At 47.9% G+C, this 15,906-nt stretch carries 16 protein-coding genes and 1 pseudogene; 11 read left to right on the top strand and 6 right to left on the bottom strand.

Translation table 11 applies throughout. The features are described 5' to 3' along the window. Positions 1 to 2 precede the first annotated feature (2 nt). The gene (locus tag B5D50_RS03615; RefSeq protein WP_078921200.1) at positions 3 to 1,100 is read right to left on the bottom strand and encodes a DNA cytosine methyltransferase; all 1,098 of its coding nucleotides are present in this window, start codon (positions 1,098 to 1,100) and stop codon (positions 3 to 5) included. 52 nt (positions 1,101 to 1,152) lie between these two features. Between B5D50_RS03615 and B5D50_RS03610 the strand changes: the two genes are divergently transcribed. Together B5D50_RS03610 and B5D50_RS03605 are read left to right on the top strand one after the other, a co-directional pair. Further along, positions 1,153 to 1,413: a helix-turn-helix domain-containing protein gene (locus B5D50_RS03610; RefSeq protein ID WP_078921199.1), complete on the top strand. Its 261-nt coding sequence runs from the start codon at positions 1,153 to 1,155 to the stop codon at positions 1,411 to 1,413. Then, complete coding sequence (locus tag B5D50_RS03605; protein ID WP_078921198.1) at positions 1,413 to 2,285, top strand: hypothetical protein; 873 nt, start codon at positions 1,413 to 1,415, stop codon at positions 2,283 to 2,285. The genes B5D50_RS03610 and B5D50_RS03605 overlap by 1 nt, the downstream gene beginning before the upstream one ends. Positions 2,286 to 2,480: 195 nt before the next feature. Here B5D50_RS03605 and B5D50_RS03600 read toward each other — a convergent pair whose 3' ends face one another. The 4 genes from B5D50_RS03600 to B5D50_RS03585 form a co-directional block, all read right to left on the bottom strand. Next, the gene (locus B5D50_RS03600; protein WP_200807024.1) at positions 2,481 to 2,705 is read right to left on the bottom strand and encodes a hypothetical protein; all 225 of its coding nucleotides are present in this window, start codon (positions 2,703 to 2,705) and stop codon (positions 2,481 to 2,483) included. Between the two features lie 167 nt (positions 2,706 to 2,872). Continuing rightward, positions 2,873 to 3,451, bottom strand: coding sequence for a TMEM175 family protein (locus B5D50_RS03595; protein ID WP_078921197.1), 579 nt, complete (start codon positions 3,449 to 3,451; stop codon positions 2,873 to 2,875). Continuing rightward, positions 3,451 to 4,074, bottom strand: coding sequence for an NADPH-dependent F420 reductase (locus B5D50_RS03590; RefSeq protein WP_078921196.1), 624 nt, complete (start codon positions 4,072 to 4,074; stop codon positions 3,451 to 3,453). The genes B5D50_RS03595 and B5D50_RS03590 overlap by 1 nt, the downstream gene beginning before the upstream one ends. Positions 4,075 to 4,088: 14 nt before the next feature. Then, positions 4,089 to 4,829, bottom strand: a complete 741-nt coding sequence (locus tag B5D50_RS03585) for a type 1 glutamine amidotransferase domain-containing protein (RefSeq protein WP_078921195.1) — start codon at positions 4,827 to 4,829, stop codon at positions 4,089 to 4,091. A 101-nt stretch (positions 4,830 to 4,930) separates the two neighbouring features. Between B5D50_RS03585 and B5D50_RS03580 the strand changes: the two genes are divergently transcribed. Further along, the gene (locus B5D50_RS03580; protein ID WP_078921194.1) at positions 4,931 to 5,842 is read left to right on the top strand and encodes a LysR family transcriptional regulator; all 912 of its coding nucleotides are present in this window, start codon (positions 4,931 to 4,933) and stop codon (positions 5,840 to 5,842) included. On the opposite strand, the pseudogene B5D50_RS03575 reads toward B5D50_RS03580, so the two are convergent. Beyond that, positions 5,811 to 6,899 (bottom strand): annotated as a pseudogene (locus B5D50_RS03575) (ATP-binding cassette domain-containing protein); the annotation flags it as partial. The gene B5D50_RS03580 and the pseudogene B5D50_RS03575 sit on opposite strands and share 32 nt — an antisense overlap. 345 nt (positions 6,900 to 7,244) lie before the next feature. On the opposite strand from B5D50_RS03575, the gene boxA reads away from it, so the two are divergent. The 8 genes from boxA (at position 7,245) to B5D50_RS03535 (ending at position 15,881) form a co-directional block, all read left to right on the top strand. Next, positions 7,245 to 8,531, top strand: coding sequence for a benzoyl-CoA 2,3-epoxidase subunit BoxA (gene boxA, locus B5D50_RS03570; protein ID WP_200807015.1), 1,287 nt, complete (start codon positions 7,245 to 7,247; stop codon positions 8,529 to 8,531). Between the two features lie 124 nt (positions 8,532 to 8,655). Continuing rightward, positions 8,656 to 9,450, top strand: a complete 795-nt coding sequence (locus B5D50_RS03565) for an enoyl-CoA hydratase-related protein (protein ID WP_078921192.1) — start codon at positions 8,656 to 8,658, stop codon at positions 9,448 to 9,450. Then, positions 9,447 to 10,952: a 3-hydroxyacyl-CoA dehydrogenase gene (locus tag B5D50_RS03560; protein WP_234975788.1), complete on the top strand. Its 1,506-nt coding sequence runs from the start codon at positions 9,447 to 9,449 to the stop codon at positions 10,950 to 10,952. Before B5D50_RS03565 ends, B5D50_RS03560 begins: the two co-directional genes overlap by 4 nt. Continuing rightward, positions 10,949 to 11,383, top strand: coding sequence for a MaoC family dehydratase (locus B5D50_RS03555; protein ID WP_078921191.1), 435 nt, complete (start codon positions 10,949 to 10,951; stop codon positions 11,381 to 11,383). Before B5D50_RS03560 ends, B5D50_RS03555 begins: the two co-directional genes overlap by 4 nt. 11 nt (positions 11,384 to 11,394) lie before the next feature. After that, the gene (pcaF, locus tag B5D50_RS03550; protein ID WP_078921190.1) at positions 11,395 to 12,597 is read left to right on the top strand and encodes a 3-oxoadipyl-CoA thiolase; all 1,203 of its coding nucleotides are present in this window, start codon (positions 11,395 to 11,397) and stop codon (positions 12,595 to 12,597) included. A 283-nt stretch (positions 12,598 to 12,880) separates the two neighbouring features. After that, positions 12,881 to 13,909, top strand: a complete 1,029-nt coding sequence (locus tag B5D50_RS03545; protein ID WP_078921189.1) for a TRAP transporter substrate-binding protein — start codon at positions 12,881 to 12,883, stop codon at positions 13,907 to 13,909. Positions 13,910 to 13,987: 78 nt separating this feature from the next. After that, positions 13,988 to 14,497 carry a TRAP transporter small permease gene (locus B5D50_RS03540; protein ID WP_078921188.1) on the top strand — a complete coding sequence of 170 codons (510 nt, stop codon included), beginning with the start codon at positions 13,988 to 13,990 and terminating at the stop codon, positions 14,495 to 14,497. Beyond that, positions 14,490 to 15,881 carry a TRAP transporter large permease gene (locus B5D50_RS03535; RefSeq protein ID WP_078921187.1) on the top strand — a complete coding sequence of 464 codons (1,392 nt, stop codon included), beginning with the start codon at positions 14,490 to 14,492 and terminating at the stop codon, positions 15,879 to 15,881. Before B5D50_RS03540 ends, B5D50_RS03535 begins: the two co-directional genes overlap by 8 nt. Positions 15,882 to 15,906 lie beyond the last annotated feature (25 nt).

Below are 15,906 nucleotides of genomic sequence, written 5' to 3'. Positions count from 1 at the left end.
AGTCAAACTGCGAACTTAAACTCCATGTTTTGTCCGACTAAATATTCACTTTCTTGATAATTGTGATTACGATTTAAAACGCTGTATACAACCTCAGCCACCACTTGAGCCAACCGACAAGGTACTGCATTACCAATCTGCGAAAAAACCTTAGTTTGTGAGCCACAAAATCGGTAATCAGCAGGAAAACCTTGCAACAGCGCCGCTTCATCAACGGTTAACCGCCGTAGGGACATCGGGGCATCATTCGTTCCGTGCGGCTTTCCCCCTTTCATCAGATGGCGGTGATAGTCCTCAACCCACGGTTTAGCAGCGTCAAATAAATGAGCTTCATCAATAATGGGAGTCCTATTTCCTCCCATACTAGCCGGTAGGGTACTTGCCCAACCATCGGGGTTAAGCGGGCGACCTTGACCATTAAATAACATACCCGCATAAGGTGACTGCCTTAACACAGGCTTTAATGCCAAGGTGATTTTCGCTTTGCATACTTTATTGTTTGTTTGTGTCCCTGCTTTTCCCAATGGTGATAAAACTTCACGTAGCGTTGGGGGTGTTGCCTGATATTTTCTGAAAGAAGCGGCATTAATTGGATTAACGCCCTGTTTAAAACCAATGAAAAATACACGTTCGCGTGATTGCGGAATCCCCAAATCTTTTGCATTCAAGGTAGTCACTGTCACCGCGTAACCCGCATTGGAGAAACGTGCCATGAGCTTTCTTCTGACTTCGGCGAACTTTTCCAAACTGCCTAATGCCTTAACGTTTTCCATCACAAAAGCACGCGGCTGGATGAGATCAACCACATCGGCAAAACTGAAGATTAATTGGCTTCTAGGATCATCAGCATCCATTTTTCCTGCCACCGAGAAGCCTTGACAAGGCGGGCCACCAAATACAACATCAATATTTTTAAAACCGCCTAATGCCTGTAAGTTGGAAGTAATATTTCCCTCGTAAAGCGTTGTCCCAGCGTGATTCGCCCTGAATGTCTGGCAGGCATAAGTATCTATTTCATTAGCAGCAATGACCTCGAAACCTGCCCGTTTGAAACCGACATCCATGCCACCTGCACCAGAAAACAAGGAAACAGCTTTCATATTGAAATATTCCATTTACGAATAATTTGTGAATCATAGCATTATCCACTCTATGAAGAAAGACAAGTCCATCCACGACCTACGGTATCACTCGCTGATCGAAGCCCTTACCAGCGAGCGCAAGCGTTTGAATATTTCTCAAGCTGAACTTGCTAATAAAGTTGGCATGAATCAGTCAGATATATCCAAAATTGAGCAACTTGAACGGCGGTTGGATGTCTTGGAATTTGTGCGTATTCTGGAAGCCTTCCGAATCAGTGAAAACAAACATTTTTCTGAAAAAATAACCGTTTTACTAGGCATGGAAATTTAATGAACGTATCGGAACGCAATGAAGATGCCAAATACTATGTCAACGCTAAACTACTGCGGGCTGAGACATTACAGGAATCTGACTTCCATGATTTGCTCACTGGAACTCCAGAAGTCCGTAACCTTCTCACAAACCTAATAGAAATCCATGCAAAGGGCTTTCGTGGCGTTGTTTTGACCGCTTTAGTGGGCATACACATTAACTCAGAATACGAACCACTCAACGATTTTTACGGATGTAATCCACGAGCCATTTTTGAGGAAGGCATTTGGTATGCTTTGACTGAAAAAGGTATTCCTTGCGGCAAGTCAGACCCACTCAATGTGGCAAAAAACATTAGTCAACTGAATGAAGCGTGGGCAAAAGGCAAACGTCCTGAAGCGGCAGCCGGTGCTGCTGTCAGTTTCTTGCGGATGGTCATGGAGAGCAAAGGCAAACAAAGAGCTAGTTTGATTGATTACTTCTTTTTCAGATTGCTCTGCTATACACAGCAGCTACACCAGCAAGTAGTTGCCACAACCAGCACGGCCGGGGAAAGCACGCGACAAATAGCAGGGAAACTCGCAACATTCTGCGTTGAATACCCGGAAGCTGGGAACGTGCCACAGTTTGTGATTGCCAAGTTATTGGCATCGTTGTCTGCAGATTCCACCATCACTGTTCATGGCGGGGATGAAAGCGTCTTCGGTACAAATACCACATCCAAGAAACCCGCCGATATTTGGACGGGTCAAAGTGGGGAAATCCTGAATCTGTATGAAGTCACCGTCAAAAAGATCAATCTGAAAAGGCTTGATGACTGCATTGATACGCTACAGGGACTTGGCAGCAATATAAAGGTAAAGGAAAAACCTTTGATTTTATTGATATAAGGGAGTTTATCTTTGTGATTTCAACCTTGCTAACACCTGCGCAAATGCTGAATTTCTTGGAAGAACTTCAGGCATTTGTGACAGACATCAATATTTCCACCAAGACGAAACAAGGCTGGAACAGCATCTTCCAACAAAAGAACTAACCGCCTAGGTAAAGTTCATTCGCCCCGAAAACGGGGCTGTTTTGGTGTATCACAACATCCGCTTCAAAAACTCCCCCGTAAACGACCCTTCCGTCTCAGCCACCTGCTCCGGCGTACCCACCGCAATAATATGCCCCCCACGACTCCCACCTTCCGGCCCCAAATCCACCACCCAGTCCGCCGTCTTGATCACGTCCAGATTCAGCTTGATGGTGCGTTCGGGGTTGAATGGGGTGCGTTGGGCGGGCATGGTGATTTTGCGCCGCCCAGACATAGAGAGCGTCTCCGCGCTGCGGCTCAGACTTAACTATAGGAGTCCGAGCTGATTTGTGAAAAGTTTCGATAAAATGTTCCAAACTCTGGCATTCCATTTGCTACTTCCATCATTTTGCTCACACGAATGGGATCAGATTCCTATATTCTTCATTGCAATTTGACCTACTACCTTGTCATTAAAGCCCGCTCAATGCGTTTATCTGGCAATAACCACAACAAAGCAACTAGCACATAGAGCATCAGTGATAACCAACTGAACCACAGCGATACTATCACTGCTATAGCATAAGCCAATAGTGACCCTTTCCCTTTCCAATCTTGCTGTATAGACTTACGCAGCGCCGAATCACTACCTTGGGTCGCAATGATAAGATTTTGTAAAATCCAGTAGGCTAAAGCACTCATCAGCAATACCACTCCATACAAAAATATAGGTAAAGCTGTGAAATGATTTTCTCCCATCCATCCAGTAGCGAATGGCACTAATGACAACCAGAACAATAAATGTAAGTTAGCCCACAATATTGCTCCAGATACATGGCGCATGGTATACAACATGTGATGATGGTTATTCCAGTAAATACCGATATAAATAAAACTCAATAGATAACTCATAAAAACAGGTAGTAATGGCAGTAACGCTTGCACATCTTCGCCGTGTGGCACTTTTATTTCTAGCACCATAATGGTGATAATGATCGCCATTACACCATCGCTGAATGCCTCCAAACGATTTTTTTCCATTAACCCCTCCGCAATAAGCCAAAAGCAAAGTTACGCCCGTATCCCTGAAGAATGGCAAGGTGTATCCAGGTCATCGCAAAAGGTTCTAAATAACGTGCGACTTGCAACCCGCCCATATCCACTGCGTCAAAACCGAGTAAGGTTGCTAGTGCTATTACTTGTTGACGAGCAGCGACATCATCCCCACACACTGGCATAAAAACTTGACCACTGGAGTAGTGGCTATTTGCCATATTTTCAGCCCCTGTCGTGTTAAAAGCTTTGACGACACGCGCATTATTCGCATGTCGCGCCAAAGTTTCTGCGCCAGAGTCAGTCGTTCCCACACTCAAACCAGTCAATGCGGAAGCCAATGGGTTAGTGGCATCCACCAGAATTTTACCCTGCCAATCAGGAATACTGCGGGCGATGCTTGCGGTAGCTGCATACGGCACTGCTAGTATCACCATTTCTGCCTGTGCCACAGCCTGTGTCACCGTCATGACTGGGATACCGATGTCCTGAGCCACGACCTCATACTTGACTGGCTCTTGGACACCGAAAATGACTACCTCACCACGTTGCACAATCGCTTTTGCCAATGCCTGCCCGACGTTACCCGCACCAATTAGTGCAATTTTCATCTCAGTATCCTCCTTTACTGTCCCAAAACCTCGATTAATAAACGTGCAGTAGCTGCACCAGAAAACTGCTGCTGCCCAGTAATCAAACGCCCGTCACGCAACGCAAACTCACGGAAGCGAGTGTTAACAATAAAGTTAGTGTTCGGTAATTTTCTAGCTTCATTTTCAATCCAGAACGGCTGGATGCGCATCCCGACCCATTCGTCAGCAAAGCGTTCTTCAGCATTCGCAAAACCCGTCCACGTTTTACCGTTTACCAACAAGCTACCATCGGATAAGCGCGTTTTGAGCAAGACACAAGTTGCATGACAAACTGCTGCCACCACTTTGCCGCTTTCATAGAACTGTGCGATCCAGTGCTGCAATGCAGTATTATCAATAAAGGTAAACATCGGTGATTGCCCACCCACCAAAAACACTGCGTCGTAATCGTCTGGACTGATGCTGTCCAAGCTAGGTGTATTATCGAGTAAGGCAGCGTGTTGTGGTGAATGGATAAAACCAAGTGACAATATGTCGTCTGCAGCATAGCCACTTGCATGACGTGGGTCAGAAAAACCGTCCATTTCCAGTTTACCTCCGTCTGGGCTGGCAATGGTGACTTCGTAACCAGCTTCCTTGAATATCCAGTACGGATGGATCAACTCCGCCAACCAAAATCCTACGGGCCACTGAGTAACAGTAGAAACCGCAGGATTAGCGGCAATCATCAAAATTCGATACGATTTACCCGACAAGTTGTGATTAGCACTCATGTCAATTGCTCTCTGTGTTTAACATGGTGAGCAGTATCTGCTTCCCATCAATAGGAATAAATACGCTATAATGGCACGTATTGTTACCAGAATAAGCAACAATGGATCTTCAGGAATTACGTACTCTGATTAAAGTGGTACAAACAGGTAGTTTTACTCAGGCTGCTATTTTGCTTGGATCACACAAGGCTCATGTTAGTCGTACTATTACCCAGCTTGAAGCCAAACTGGGGGTACGCCTGCTGGCGCGCTCCACCCGAGCCTTGCGCTTAACGGAAATCGGACGCGAAGTATTTGAGCGTGCAGTAGGTATTATTGCCGCCGTAGACGATACTGAACGTGTTGCCCAGCAGATGTGGACAGAACCAAGAGGTATACTGCGAATTACTTGTGGTACAGAATTCGGCATGATGGTAGTCAGTCAGTGGATTAATCAATTCCTACTGGACTACCCGCAGATCACCATTGAAGCTGAGTTTACAGGACGTTTAGTAGACTTAGTGCATGAAGGTTTTGATCTAGCCATCCGCATTGGCTCACTTGATGACACTCGACTGGTTGCCCGCAGACTAGGAATGTTGGAATACGGTTTATTTGCCAACCCTGCCTATCTGCAACGACGTGGTATACCAAAACATCCTGAACAGTTAACCCAACATGATTTGCTGATATTTTCCGGTGGGCAGGTGACGGGCACGTGGTCATTAACCAAAGCCAGCGAAACCATCATAGTGCCATTGGTGTCACGGTTACGCCTTAATAACCGCGTGAGTCTAATGGATGCAGCCTTACACGGTTTGGGAATTGTACGTTTGCCTTGGTTGTTGGCACAAACGGAAACCAAGCAGGGGCAGTTATCACAGGTTTTGGAAGAATGGACAATGGCGCAAATCCCTGTTCATGCGGTGTTCCCTAGCAATCGTTACTTGACCCCCAAAGTTAGAGCATTTGTGGATCATGCGGTACAAAACTTTATTACCCTCACAACATCCGTTTCAAAAACTCCCCCATAAACGACCCTTCCGCCTCCGCCACCTGCTCCGGCGTACCCACCGCAATAATATGCCCCCCCCGACTCCCACCTTCCGGCCCCAAATCCACCACCCAGTCCGCTGTCTTGATCACGTCCAGATTATGCTCGATCACCACCACCGTATTGCCACCATCACGCAAGCGATGCAGCACTTGCAGCAACTGGTCAACGTCGTGGAAATGCAGCCCCGTGGTCGGCTCATCCAGAATATAAATCGTCTTGCCCGTGCCACGTTTGGACAGCTCTTTCGCCAGCTTGACCCGCTGCGCCTCACCACCCGAAAGCGTAGTCGCATTTTGCCCCAGCGTGATGTACGACAGCCCCACGTCCATCAGCGTTTGCAGTTTGGTGTGGATCGACGGCACGGCGGCGAAGAATTCGCAGGCATCTTCCACCGTCATCGCCAGCACTTCGCTGATGTTCTTGCCCTTGTAGCGGATGTCGAGGGTTTCGCGGTTGTAACGCTTGCCTGCGCATACTTCGCAGGTCACGTACACATCGGGCAAAAAGTGCATTTCGACCTTGATCAAGCCGTCACCGGAACACGCTTCGCAGCGTCCGCCTTTGACGTTGAACGAAAACCGCCCCGGCAAATAACCGCGTGAACGCGCTTCCTGCGTCGCCGCAAACATATCCCGAATCGCGGTAAACACGCCCGTGTAGGTGGCGGGGTTGGAACGCGGGGTACGCCCAATCGGGCTTTGGTCGATGTCGATGATTTTGTCGATTTGCTCCACGCCCAGTACTTCGCGTACCGGAGCAACTTCCACGCTGCTGTCGTGCAGATGCCGCGCCAGAAACGGGTACAGCGTGCGGTTGATCAGCGTCGATTTGCCCGACCCCGACACGCCAGTGATGCAAGTCAGCAGCCCCAGCGGAATTTCCAGCGACACGTCATTGAGGTTATTGCCGGTCACGCCGATCAGTTTAATGGTGCGTTCGGGGTTGAACGGGGTACGTTGGGCGGGCATGGTGATTTTGCGCCGCCCGGACATGAATTGCCCCGTCACCGAATCCGGCGTGGCAAACACTTTTTCCGCTAGCTGATAGTATAAGATTAATGACTGTATCCATCCTTGTAGGAAAGTCCACAGATGGACGTTGACTTGCATCTATAAACCACTCTAGGTTGAGTTTAATTTTACTTAGCAGAAGACAGTCCAAGTTGATTTTCCTATATCTACTTCAATTTCTATGTGCCCAATGGCTGGTGGCTGATCTTTGGATATCACAGTTAAGCCTAATCTAGTTAAGTTGTGTTTAAGTATGGATCAATTGCTTAATTTTAGTGGTAGCATGCATTAAATTGCTTGAATTTATAGAAGTTAATATGCATAATAATGCATAAATCTAATCATCAGCCACACGTCGGAGGAGCCATTGTGGATACAGTCTCATCTGCGCTGCTAAATCAGCATTTAATCGACCCGGAGATTTGCATACGTTGCAATACTTGCGAGGCCACCTGTCCGGTCGCTGCCATCACCCATGACTCCCGTAATTATGTAGTGGACGCCAGCAAATGTAATTTCTGTATGGCCTGTGTGCCGCCTTGCCCAACAGGGTCGATTGATAATTGGCGCTCTATGCCTGCGAGCCAGCCTTATACCCTTGAAGAGCAACTCAGTTGGGATGAGTTGCCTGCTGAGCTGAGTGCTGAGCAATTAGCTGAGGCAGGTGTTGCATCTGATGCTGCTAATGTCGAAGTTTTAGCGGCTGTTCCTAGTACTCATGTAGCGACCTCCGATGGTGAAGCGCCTTTCAATAGTGCGCAATACAATGCCAGTTTACCGCCTTGGTCAGCTGCGCATGCTTATACGAATCTTTATGGTGCAAAAGCGGCTGAAAAGTTTGTCACTGCGACGGTAGTCGGTAATGTGCGTGTGACTGAAGTGGGGCGTGAATACGATACTCACCACCTGATGCTCGACTTTGGTTCGATGCCTTTCCCAGTCTTAGAGGGGCAGTCGATTGGCATTATTCCACCGGGCGTGGATGAAAATGGCAAACCACATTATGCCCGCCAATATTCGATTGCTAGTCCGCGTAATGGCGAGCGCCCTGGTTATAATAATATCTCCTTAACCATTAAGCGGGTGCTAGAAGATCATCAAGGTCGCCCCGTGCGTGGTGTGGCTTCTAATTATATCTGTGATCTGAAAGTCGGTGACAAAGTGCAAGTCATTGGGCCGTTTGGCACCAGCTTCCTAATGCCGAATCATCCGCGCTCCAATATCGTGATGATCTGTACTGGTACAGGCAGTGCACCGATGCGAGCCATGACCGAATGGCGCAGACGCTTACGGGCAAGTGGCAAATTTGAAGGGGGCAAACTGATGCTGTTCTTTGGTGCGCGCACGAAAGAAGAGCTGCCGTATTTTGGCCCTTTGCAAAATTTACCGAAAGACTTTATCGACATCAATTTCGCCTTCTCACGAACCATAGGGCAGCCTAAGCGTTATGTGCAGGATTTGATGCGGGAGCGGGCAGTTGACTTAGTTGAACTCCTCAAAAGCCCCGATACGCACTTTTATGTCTGTGGATTGAAAAGTATGGAAGAGGGTGTTGTGTTAGCTCTGCGCGATATTGCTAAGCAAGGCAATCTAGAGTGGGAAAGTCTAGGTATGAATTTGAAACAAACCGGGCGTTTACACTTAGAAACTTATTAAGCGAGTCGCTAAACGGCTGGCTCAAAAGTGATACTGATAAATATATTTTGACTAAGAAAATGTATCACTTTAACATGCTGGCTCAATCAAGCTTGGCAGGCAGTCTTGGGTGAAAGGAGGAATAATGAACCAGTTCAGTACGATTAAAATCACTAACCGTGCGGCGGGTGTCGCACAAATTACGATGGCACGGCCAAAAGTATTCAATGCTTTTGATGAAGCAATGGTAGGTGAGTTGGACGAGGCCTTATCGCAATTGATCGCTGATCCGGCGGTGCGAGTGATTGTTTTGGCGGGTGAGGGTAAGCATTTTAGTGCAGGTGCAGATTTGCAATGGATGCAGCGGGCGAGTACTGCCACCTTAGAGTGGAATCTAGCTGATGCTCGTCGCTTTGCAGGTCTGTTTAGCAAGCTGGAAACTTGCCCTAAACCGACGGTAGCACGGGTGAATGGGGCCGCTTTAGGAGGGGGGGTCGGTTTACTGTGTGCCTGTGATCTTGCGATTGCTGCAGACACTGCCAGTTTCGCAGTGAGTGAAGCGAAGTTCGGGATTATTCCTGCTGTCATTGGCCCTTATGTTACTAATGCGGTTGGCAAGCGGCAGGCGCGCCGTTTAGCCCTAACAACCACACGCATTCAAGCAGATGAAGCCCTTCGTATTGGTTTAGTTCACCAAGTCACCCGCTTAGAAGACCTAGATGCCGCAGTCGATGCGACCGTGACCGAATTACTCGCCGGTGGCCCACAAGCCCAGCGGGAAATTAAAGAGCTATTTGCTCAATTAGCAGTAGGTCCGATTACGGATGAGGTTCGTGATTTAACGGCCCGCACGATTAGCCGGATTCGTGGTACGGATGAAGCCCGTGAGGGGTTTGCCGCATTCCTTGCAAAACGTCCCGCTAAATGGATTCCAGTATGAGTATGACTATCACTAAAGAGACTGCAGTCTTAGTCGTCGGTGCCGGGATTATGGGAGCGGGTATCGCGCAAATTGCCGCTCAAGCAGGGCATACAGTTTTCCTGTTTGATACTAAAGATCATGCAGCTGCCGAAGCCAAAGCAAAGCTTGCGACAACTCTCGAAGGTTTAGTCAGTAAAGGCAAGCTCGACGCTAGCGCAGCCGAGCAGGCAATCGCACGGATTCAGCCCTTGTCTGAATTAGCTAAGGCAAGTAGTGCGGGTTTAGTGGTTGAGGCGATTATTGAAAATCTAGACGTGAAGCGCGGCTTGTTTAGGCAGCTTGAGATTTTGCTGGGTAAAGAGGCGATTTTAGCGACCAATACTTCGTCTATTTCTGTGACAGCGATTGCGAATGGCCTGCAATACCCTGAGCGTTTGGTGGGGATGCATTTCTTTAATCCAGTACCTTTGATGAAGCTCGTTGAAGTGGTTTCGGGTTTGCAAACTCAGCCAGCTGTGGCTGAAGCTATTTTTGAATTGTCTAAGGCTTGGGGCAAAGTCCCTGTGTATGCTCGTTCGACCCCGGGTTTTATCGTTAATCGGATTGCTCGCCCTTACTATGCGGAAAATTTAGCACTCTTGCATGAGCAAAGCGTCCAGCCGTATGTGTTAGATGCTTGTTTGCGGGCTGTGGGTTTCCGCATGGGACCTTGCGAGCTGATGGATCTGATTGGTTTAGATACGAATTATTCAGTCACACGCTCAGTGTATGAAGCCAATTTCTTTGATAAGCGCTATGTGCCCTCACCAGTCCAACGCGATTTAGTTGATGGTGGCTTATTCGGGCGTAAATCAGGGCAGGGCTTTTATGATTATCGTGAAGCTGCAGTCAAGCCAGAAATAGCCCATTTTACCCCTGCTACGATGCCTGCTGCGAACAAGGTTCAAGTACAGGGCAATTGTGCAGTGGCACAGTACTTGGTTGATGCTTTAACCACAGCCAAAGTTAATTTTACTCATGTGCCTGAATCTGCTTGGACAGGGTTAAGTCTTGATGCAGCTGAATTACGCTTGACCGATGGTCGACCTGCTTCACAGCTGGGCAAAGAACTGGCTGTATTTGATTTGCCGGTTTCTAAACAGCAAGGGCAGCCATTGGCCTTCGCCGTTTCCAATCGTGCTTCAACTGAACTAGCTGAGTATGCAGCGACTTGGTTAAGGTTCTTAGGCTTTAATCCTCAACTGATGGCAGATTCACCTGCTTTAATTGTGGCGCGCACTTTAGCCATGCTGATCAATGAAGCGGCTGATGCGGTACAGCAAGGCGTGTGCTCAGCAGCAGGGGCCGACGCTGCTATGAAATTGGGAGTGAATTATCCCGCTGGGCCGTTTGAATGGTTGGCAGGCTGGGATGCAGGCAAAATTGTGCAGCTGTTAGATCATTTAGATGCTTTCTATCGTGGTGAGCGTTATCGGGTAAGTCCTTGGTTGCGCCACAAAGCGTGGCAGGAGGCAGCATGAAATTTGCCGAATTTTATAGTGGTCAAGTGATTGAAGCTGGGCGGTATACCGTCTCCGAGGAAGAGATTCTCCAGTTTGCGACTGCGTATGATCCACAATGGTTTCATACCGAGGTTGAGACAGCGAAGCAAGGGCGGTTTGGTGGTTTGATTGCGAGTGGTTGGCATACGTGTGGGATTGCCATGAAGCTCTTAGTACCCGCAGCTTTAGCAGGCTCAGAATCCTTTGCTTCTCCCGGCTTGAAATATGTGAAATGGCCGAATCCAGTACGCCCTAATGATGTCTTGTCTCTGCGGGCAACGGTGCTGGATGCACGGCGCTCGAGTAGTCGTTCGACGCTGGGGATTTTGCATTGGCGCTGGCAGCTATTTAATCAGGATGGTGCCGAGGTATTGGATCTCGAAGCCACTAGTTTGTTTGATCTTTCCTAAGGGTGACTTCTATGACTCAAGCCTTTATTTGTGATGCGATTCGGACTCCCTTTGGGCGCTATGGGGGTGCTCTATCAGGTGTACGCACCGATGATTTAGGTGCAGTACCACTCAAAGCACTGATGGAGCGTAATCCGCAAGTGGATTGGGCTGCGGTGGATGATTTGATTTACGGCTGTGCGAATCAAGCCGGAGAAGACAATCGCAATGTGGCACGCATGTCGGCTTTATTAGCGGGTTTGCCAACAACGGTCTCGGGGACAACGGTGAATCGTTTATGTGGTTCGGGTATGGATGCTGTCGGGATCGCAGCCCGCGCCCTTAAAAGTGGTGAAACCCAATTAATGATCGCAGGCGGTGTGGAGAGTATGAGCCGTGCACCCTTCGTGATGCCTAAAGCAGAGTCTGCGTTTAGTCGTGCGAATGCGGTCTATGACACCACAATTGGCTGGCGTTTTATCAATCCGTTGATGAAGGCGCAATATGGCGTCGATTCCATGCCCGAAACTGCTGAAAATGTGGCAGTTGATTTCAAAATCGAGCGTGCTGCTCAGGATTTAATGGCCCTGCGTTCGCAAACCAAAGCTTTACGTGCACAGCAAAACGGCTATTTCGATCCAGAAATCACGCCAGTCATTATCCCACAGAAAAAGGGTAATCCCATTATCGTCAGCAAAGATGAGCATCCCCGCGAAACTTCACTCGAAGCTTTAGCTAAGTTGAAGGGCGTTGTGCGAGCTGATGGTTCAGTCACTGCGGGTAATGCCTCTGGAGTAAATGATGGTGCTTGTGCTTTATTGCTAGCGACCGAGGCGACGGCTCGAGGTTATGGCTTGACTCCGCGTGCTCGAGTCGTTGGGATGGCTACGGCAGGTTTAGCGCCACGGATTATGGGTTTTGGTCCGGCTCCCGCCACGCGCAAAGTCCTTGCTTTAACGGGCTTAAGCTTAGCGGACATGGATGTGATTGAGCTAAATGAAGCCTTTGCTGCTCAAGGCTTAGCGGTGCTACGGGATTTAGGTTTAGCGGATGATGATGAGCGGGTGAACCCTAATGGTGGAGCGATTGCTTTGGGGCATCCTTTAGGGGCGAGTGGTGCGCGCTTGATTACTACGGCCATTAATCAACTCGAACGCATTCAGGGTCGCTACGCTCTCTGTACGATGTGTATTGGTGTCGGGCAGGGAATCGCTCTGATTGTTGAACGTGTTTAAAGTCTAATTCAGTCAATGTGGACGAGGCTAGTTCTCATCCACTTTACTCCTCTCACTGATCAAACCATCAAAAAGTACAATAAGATGTGTTCTTAATCCCTAGACTTTGGCGGGTTGCTTCTTAATACTGCGGTTAGGAAGGCTAGGGAAGTATTGCTAATTTCTGCGCTTTTTCAAGAGTTAAACTACGGTGCAGCCACTTTAGTTTGGCAGCTTGACCTGATTTTAAGTAATCAGTATTATGATTATATGCAATATATTTCATTAATCGGAGGAGATCACTATGAAACCATTACGCTGGCTCGGTAGCGCTTTACTAATTACTTGCTTGTCAACTACGGCTGCATTCGCAGAAGAAACGACCTTAACGATTCATCATTTTTTGTCGCCTAAATCGAATGCACACACCAAGATGGTACAAGCTTGGGCGGATAAAGTGGCTAAAGACAGTAATAATCAACTCAAGTTTGAATTATTCCCTGCAATGGCAATGGGCGGTAAGCCGTCTGAGTTATATGGTCAAGTCCGTGATGGTACAGCCGACATCGTTTGGACTTTATTAGGTTATACCCCCGGTGTCTTCCCTCGTTCTGAAGTGTATGAATTACCCCTAGTTCATACCGGTTCTGCTGCTGCGACGACAGTGGCCCTGAATGCCACGATGGATATGCTAGCGGATGATTTTAAAGATATTAAAGTTCTATTCCTGCATGCGAATGACGGTAATGTCATTCACTCTGCCAGTAAGCCGATTCGTACCTTTGAAGATGCCAAAGGTTTGAAATTGCGTACTCCGTCACGGACCGGTTCTTGGGTGATTGAGGGGATGGGTGCGGAAGCAGTCGGTTTACCCGTACCTGAGTTACCCGAGGCGATGTCTAAAGGGGCAATTGATGGCGCTTTGACCACTTTGGAAATTGTGCCTGCGCTGAAATTGCAAGAATTAGACAAGTTCGTCACTGAATTGCCAGGGGGTGATCGCTTCGGTACAGCGATTTTCATGTTTGCTATGAATAAAGATAGCTATAACAATCTACCTGATGATCTGAAAAAAGTGATTGATGATAATTCAGGTATGAAGGTTGCTGCGGATATTGGCAAGATGTGGGAAGAGTTTGAAAAAACCGGTGACGAAGCTTTAGCTTCGACTAAGGTTGAGCGCATCGTTGTATCCGCTGAAGAAGCTGCAAAATTCAAAGCCTCTAATGAAAAAGTAGTGGCACGTTGGATTGAAGAATCTAAAACTAAAGGTTTTGATGGAGCGGCTTTAGTTGAGAAAGCCCGTGCTGCGATTGCAGAGGCGGCTAAGTAAGCTTCCGTCAGTTTTTGGTGGGTTACTGCTTCAAGTAACCCCTCTTCATCACTCTCAAGTTCCGCAGGAGATTCTTCCATGCGTAGTTTCCTATATCGGTTAGCTGATTATTTCGCTTTAGGGGGCGGGCTAATCATTATGGCGATTGTATTGGTTACCACGACTAATGTGACTGCCTTTGCTTTGAATCGCATCGCTAGTTTATTGGGTGGTCAAGTAGCTGGGTTATCGGGTTATGAGGATTTTGTGCGCTTAGCGATGAGTGCTGCTGCTTTAATGTTTTTCCCCTACGCGCAAGTGAAACATGGGCATGTAGCGGTCGATATTTTTATGAATAAAGCACCCGCATGGTTGCAACGCTTTACAGATAAGTGCTGGGCTGTGTTGATAGTGATCATGGCGCTGTTCCTGATGTACTGGATGATTATTGGTCTGTTTGAAAAGCGAGCGGATCATGTCGTGGTTGGCGTGTTGAATTGGGTAGAGTGGCCATTTTATATCCCCGGTATTTTATCTTTGTTGCTATGGGCTGCGATTGCCTTGGTGCAGGTTTTTGACCAAGCACCCGTGGAGGTGAGTCATGTTTAGCCCAGAAGTGATTGGTATTCTTGGCTTATTGGTGTTGTTTATTCTCCTCATGTTACGGATGCCCGTCGGTATTTCGATGGTATTAGTGGGCATCGGTGGGACTTTTGCTTTGAGTTTAGCGGTTAAGCATGTCCGTTTTGAGCCGTATATTAAACAGTTTAAATCGCTGCTGTGGTCGACCATGGCGAATTATGATCTCTCTGTGGTACCGCTGTTTGTCTTGATGGGCTATCTCGCTAGCCAATCCAATCTCAGTCGGGATTTATTCCGAGGCTTAGAGGCGATGATGAGTAAGCGTCGAGGGGGGGTGGCGATGGCTGCGATTGCGGCTTGTGGTGGCTTTGGGGCTGTGTGTGGTTCTTCGTTAGCCACCGCCTCAACGATGGGGCGAGTGGCTTTGCCTGAATTGAAAAAGCTCGGTTATGCACCCCGTTTAGCAACCGGTGCTCTAGCCGCAGGGGGTACTTTAGGGATTTTGATTCCACCGTCGGTCGCTTTAGTTATTTATGCGATTATTGTCGAAGCCTCTATTTTGCAGATGTTCCAAGCGGCTTTGATTCCGGGCTTAATGGCGGTGGTGGGTTTTATTTTGGTGATTGCCTTACAGGTACGGATTAATCCATCACTTGCACCAGAGCCTAGACCGATGCCGCCTGAAGAAAAACGGGAAGCTTATCGACGTTTAATTCCAGTGCTGGTAATTTTTGGCAGTATTATCCTAGGTTTAGGCTTTGGCTTATTCACGCCCACGCCAGCCGCGAGCATTGGTGTTTTCGTGATTTTTGTTTACGGTATTTTCATGCGTTGGCGTACTGGCCAAGGTTTGAGTGTCGCAGGGATGTTGCAAGCCTTTCGTGATACAGCGGTCACTTCTGCCATGATCTATATGATTTTATTTGGTGCTGAAGTCTTAAAAGGCTTTTTCACTCGGGCAGGTCTGCCTTCCGCAATGGCTGATTGGGCGGCTACTAGTAGTATGGATCCGTGGATGATTTTAATTGCCATGCTCGTGCTGTTAATCATTTTAGGTTGCTTTATGGAGTCGCTGGCAATGATTTTGGTGGTATTACCGTTCTTTTGGCCAACGCTAATTGCCTTGAACGGTGGTGATCATGTCAGTGCTGCGGAGGCGGCTTATGGCTTAGATACAGACAATTTAAAAATTTGGTTCGGTATTCTTGCCTTAATTGTCGTTGAGCTGGGGCTAATTACGCCACCTGTAGGCTTAAATGTCTTCATTATTGCGTCTTTGTCGGAGGGTACACCGATGGCGGAAACTTTTAAGGGAGTCCTGCCGTTTTTAGCTGCGGAGTTTGTGCGGATTGGTATTTTATTGTTGATTCCAGCTTTGTGCTTGTTCTTACCTCATTGGTTGGCAGGCTAGCCGCTCGTTAAAGCCAACAGGGGTT

It is taken from the genome of Thiothrix eikelboomii, from assembly GCF_900167255.1.
In the GTDB taxonomy this organism is placed as follows: Bacteria; Pseudomonadota; Gammaproteobacteria; order Thiotrichales; family Thiotrichaceae; genus Thiolinea; species Thiolinea eikelboomii.
Note: the sequence above shows the minus strand (reverse complement) of the source record. Positions and strands in the feature narration are given on the sequence as shown.

Bases quoted from the DNA above. Each gene is read 5' to 3' on its own strand.
- B5D50_RS03615 (WP_078921200.1), bottom strand. From the start codon at position 1,100: ATGAAAGCTGTTTCCTTGTTTTCTGGTGCAGGTGGCATGGATGTCGGT.
- B5D50_RS03610 (WP_078921199.1), top strand. From the start codon at position 1,153: ATGAAGAAAGACAAGTCCATCCACGACCTACGGTATCACTCGCTGATC.
- B5D50_RS03605 (WP_078921198.1), top strand. From the start codon at position 1,413: ATGAACGTATCGGAACGCAATGAAGATGCCAAATACTATGTCAACGCT.
- B5D50_RS03600 (WP_200807024.1), bottom strand. From the start codon at position 2,705: ATGTCTGGGCGGCGCAAAATCACCATGCCCGCCCAACGCACCCCATTC.
- B5D50_RS03595 (WP_078921197.1), bottom strand. From the start codon at position 3,451: ATGGAAAAAAATCGTTTGGAGGCATTCAGCGATGGTGTAATGGCGATC.
- B5D50_RS03590 (WP_078921196.1), bottom strand. From the start codon at position 4,074: ATGAAAATTGCACTAATTGGTGCGGGTAACGTCGGGCAGGCATTGGCA.
- B5D50_RS03585 (WP_078921195.1), bottom strand. From the start codon at position 4,829: ATGAGTGCTAATCACAACTTGTCGGGTAAATCGTATCGAATTTTGATG.
- B5D50_RS03580 (WP_078921194.1), top strand. From the start codon at position 4,931: ATGGATCTTCAGGAATTACGTACTCTGATTAAAGTGGTACAAACAGGT.
- B5D50_RS03565 (WP_078921192.1), top strand. From the start codon at position 8,656: ATGAACCAGTTCAGTACGATTAAAATCACTAACCGTGCGGCGGGTGTC.
- B5D50_RS03560 (WP_234975788.1), top strand. From the start codon at position 9,447: ATGAGTATGACTATCACTAAAGAGACTGCAGTCTTAGTCGTCGGTGCC.
- B5D50_RS03555 (WP_078921191.1), top strand. From the start codon at position 10,949: ATGAAATTTGCCGAATTTTATAGTGGTCAAGTGATTGAAGCTGGGCGG.
- pcaF (WP_078921190.1), top strand. From the start codon at position 11,395: ATGACTCAAGCCTTTATTTGTGATGCGATTCGGACTCCCTTTGGGCGC.
- B5D50_RS03545 (WP_078921189.1), top strand. From the start codon at position 12,881: ATGAAACCATTACGCTGGCTCGGTAGCGCTTTACTAATTACTTGCTTG.
- B5D50_RS03540 (WP_078921188.1), top strand. From the start codon at position 13,988: ATGCGTAGTTTCCTATATCGGTTAGCTGATTATTTCGCTTTAGGGGGC.
- B5D50_RS03535 (WP_078921187.1), top strand. From the start codon at position 14,490: ATGTTTAGCCCAGAAGTGATTGGTATTCTTGGCTTATTGGTGTTGTTT.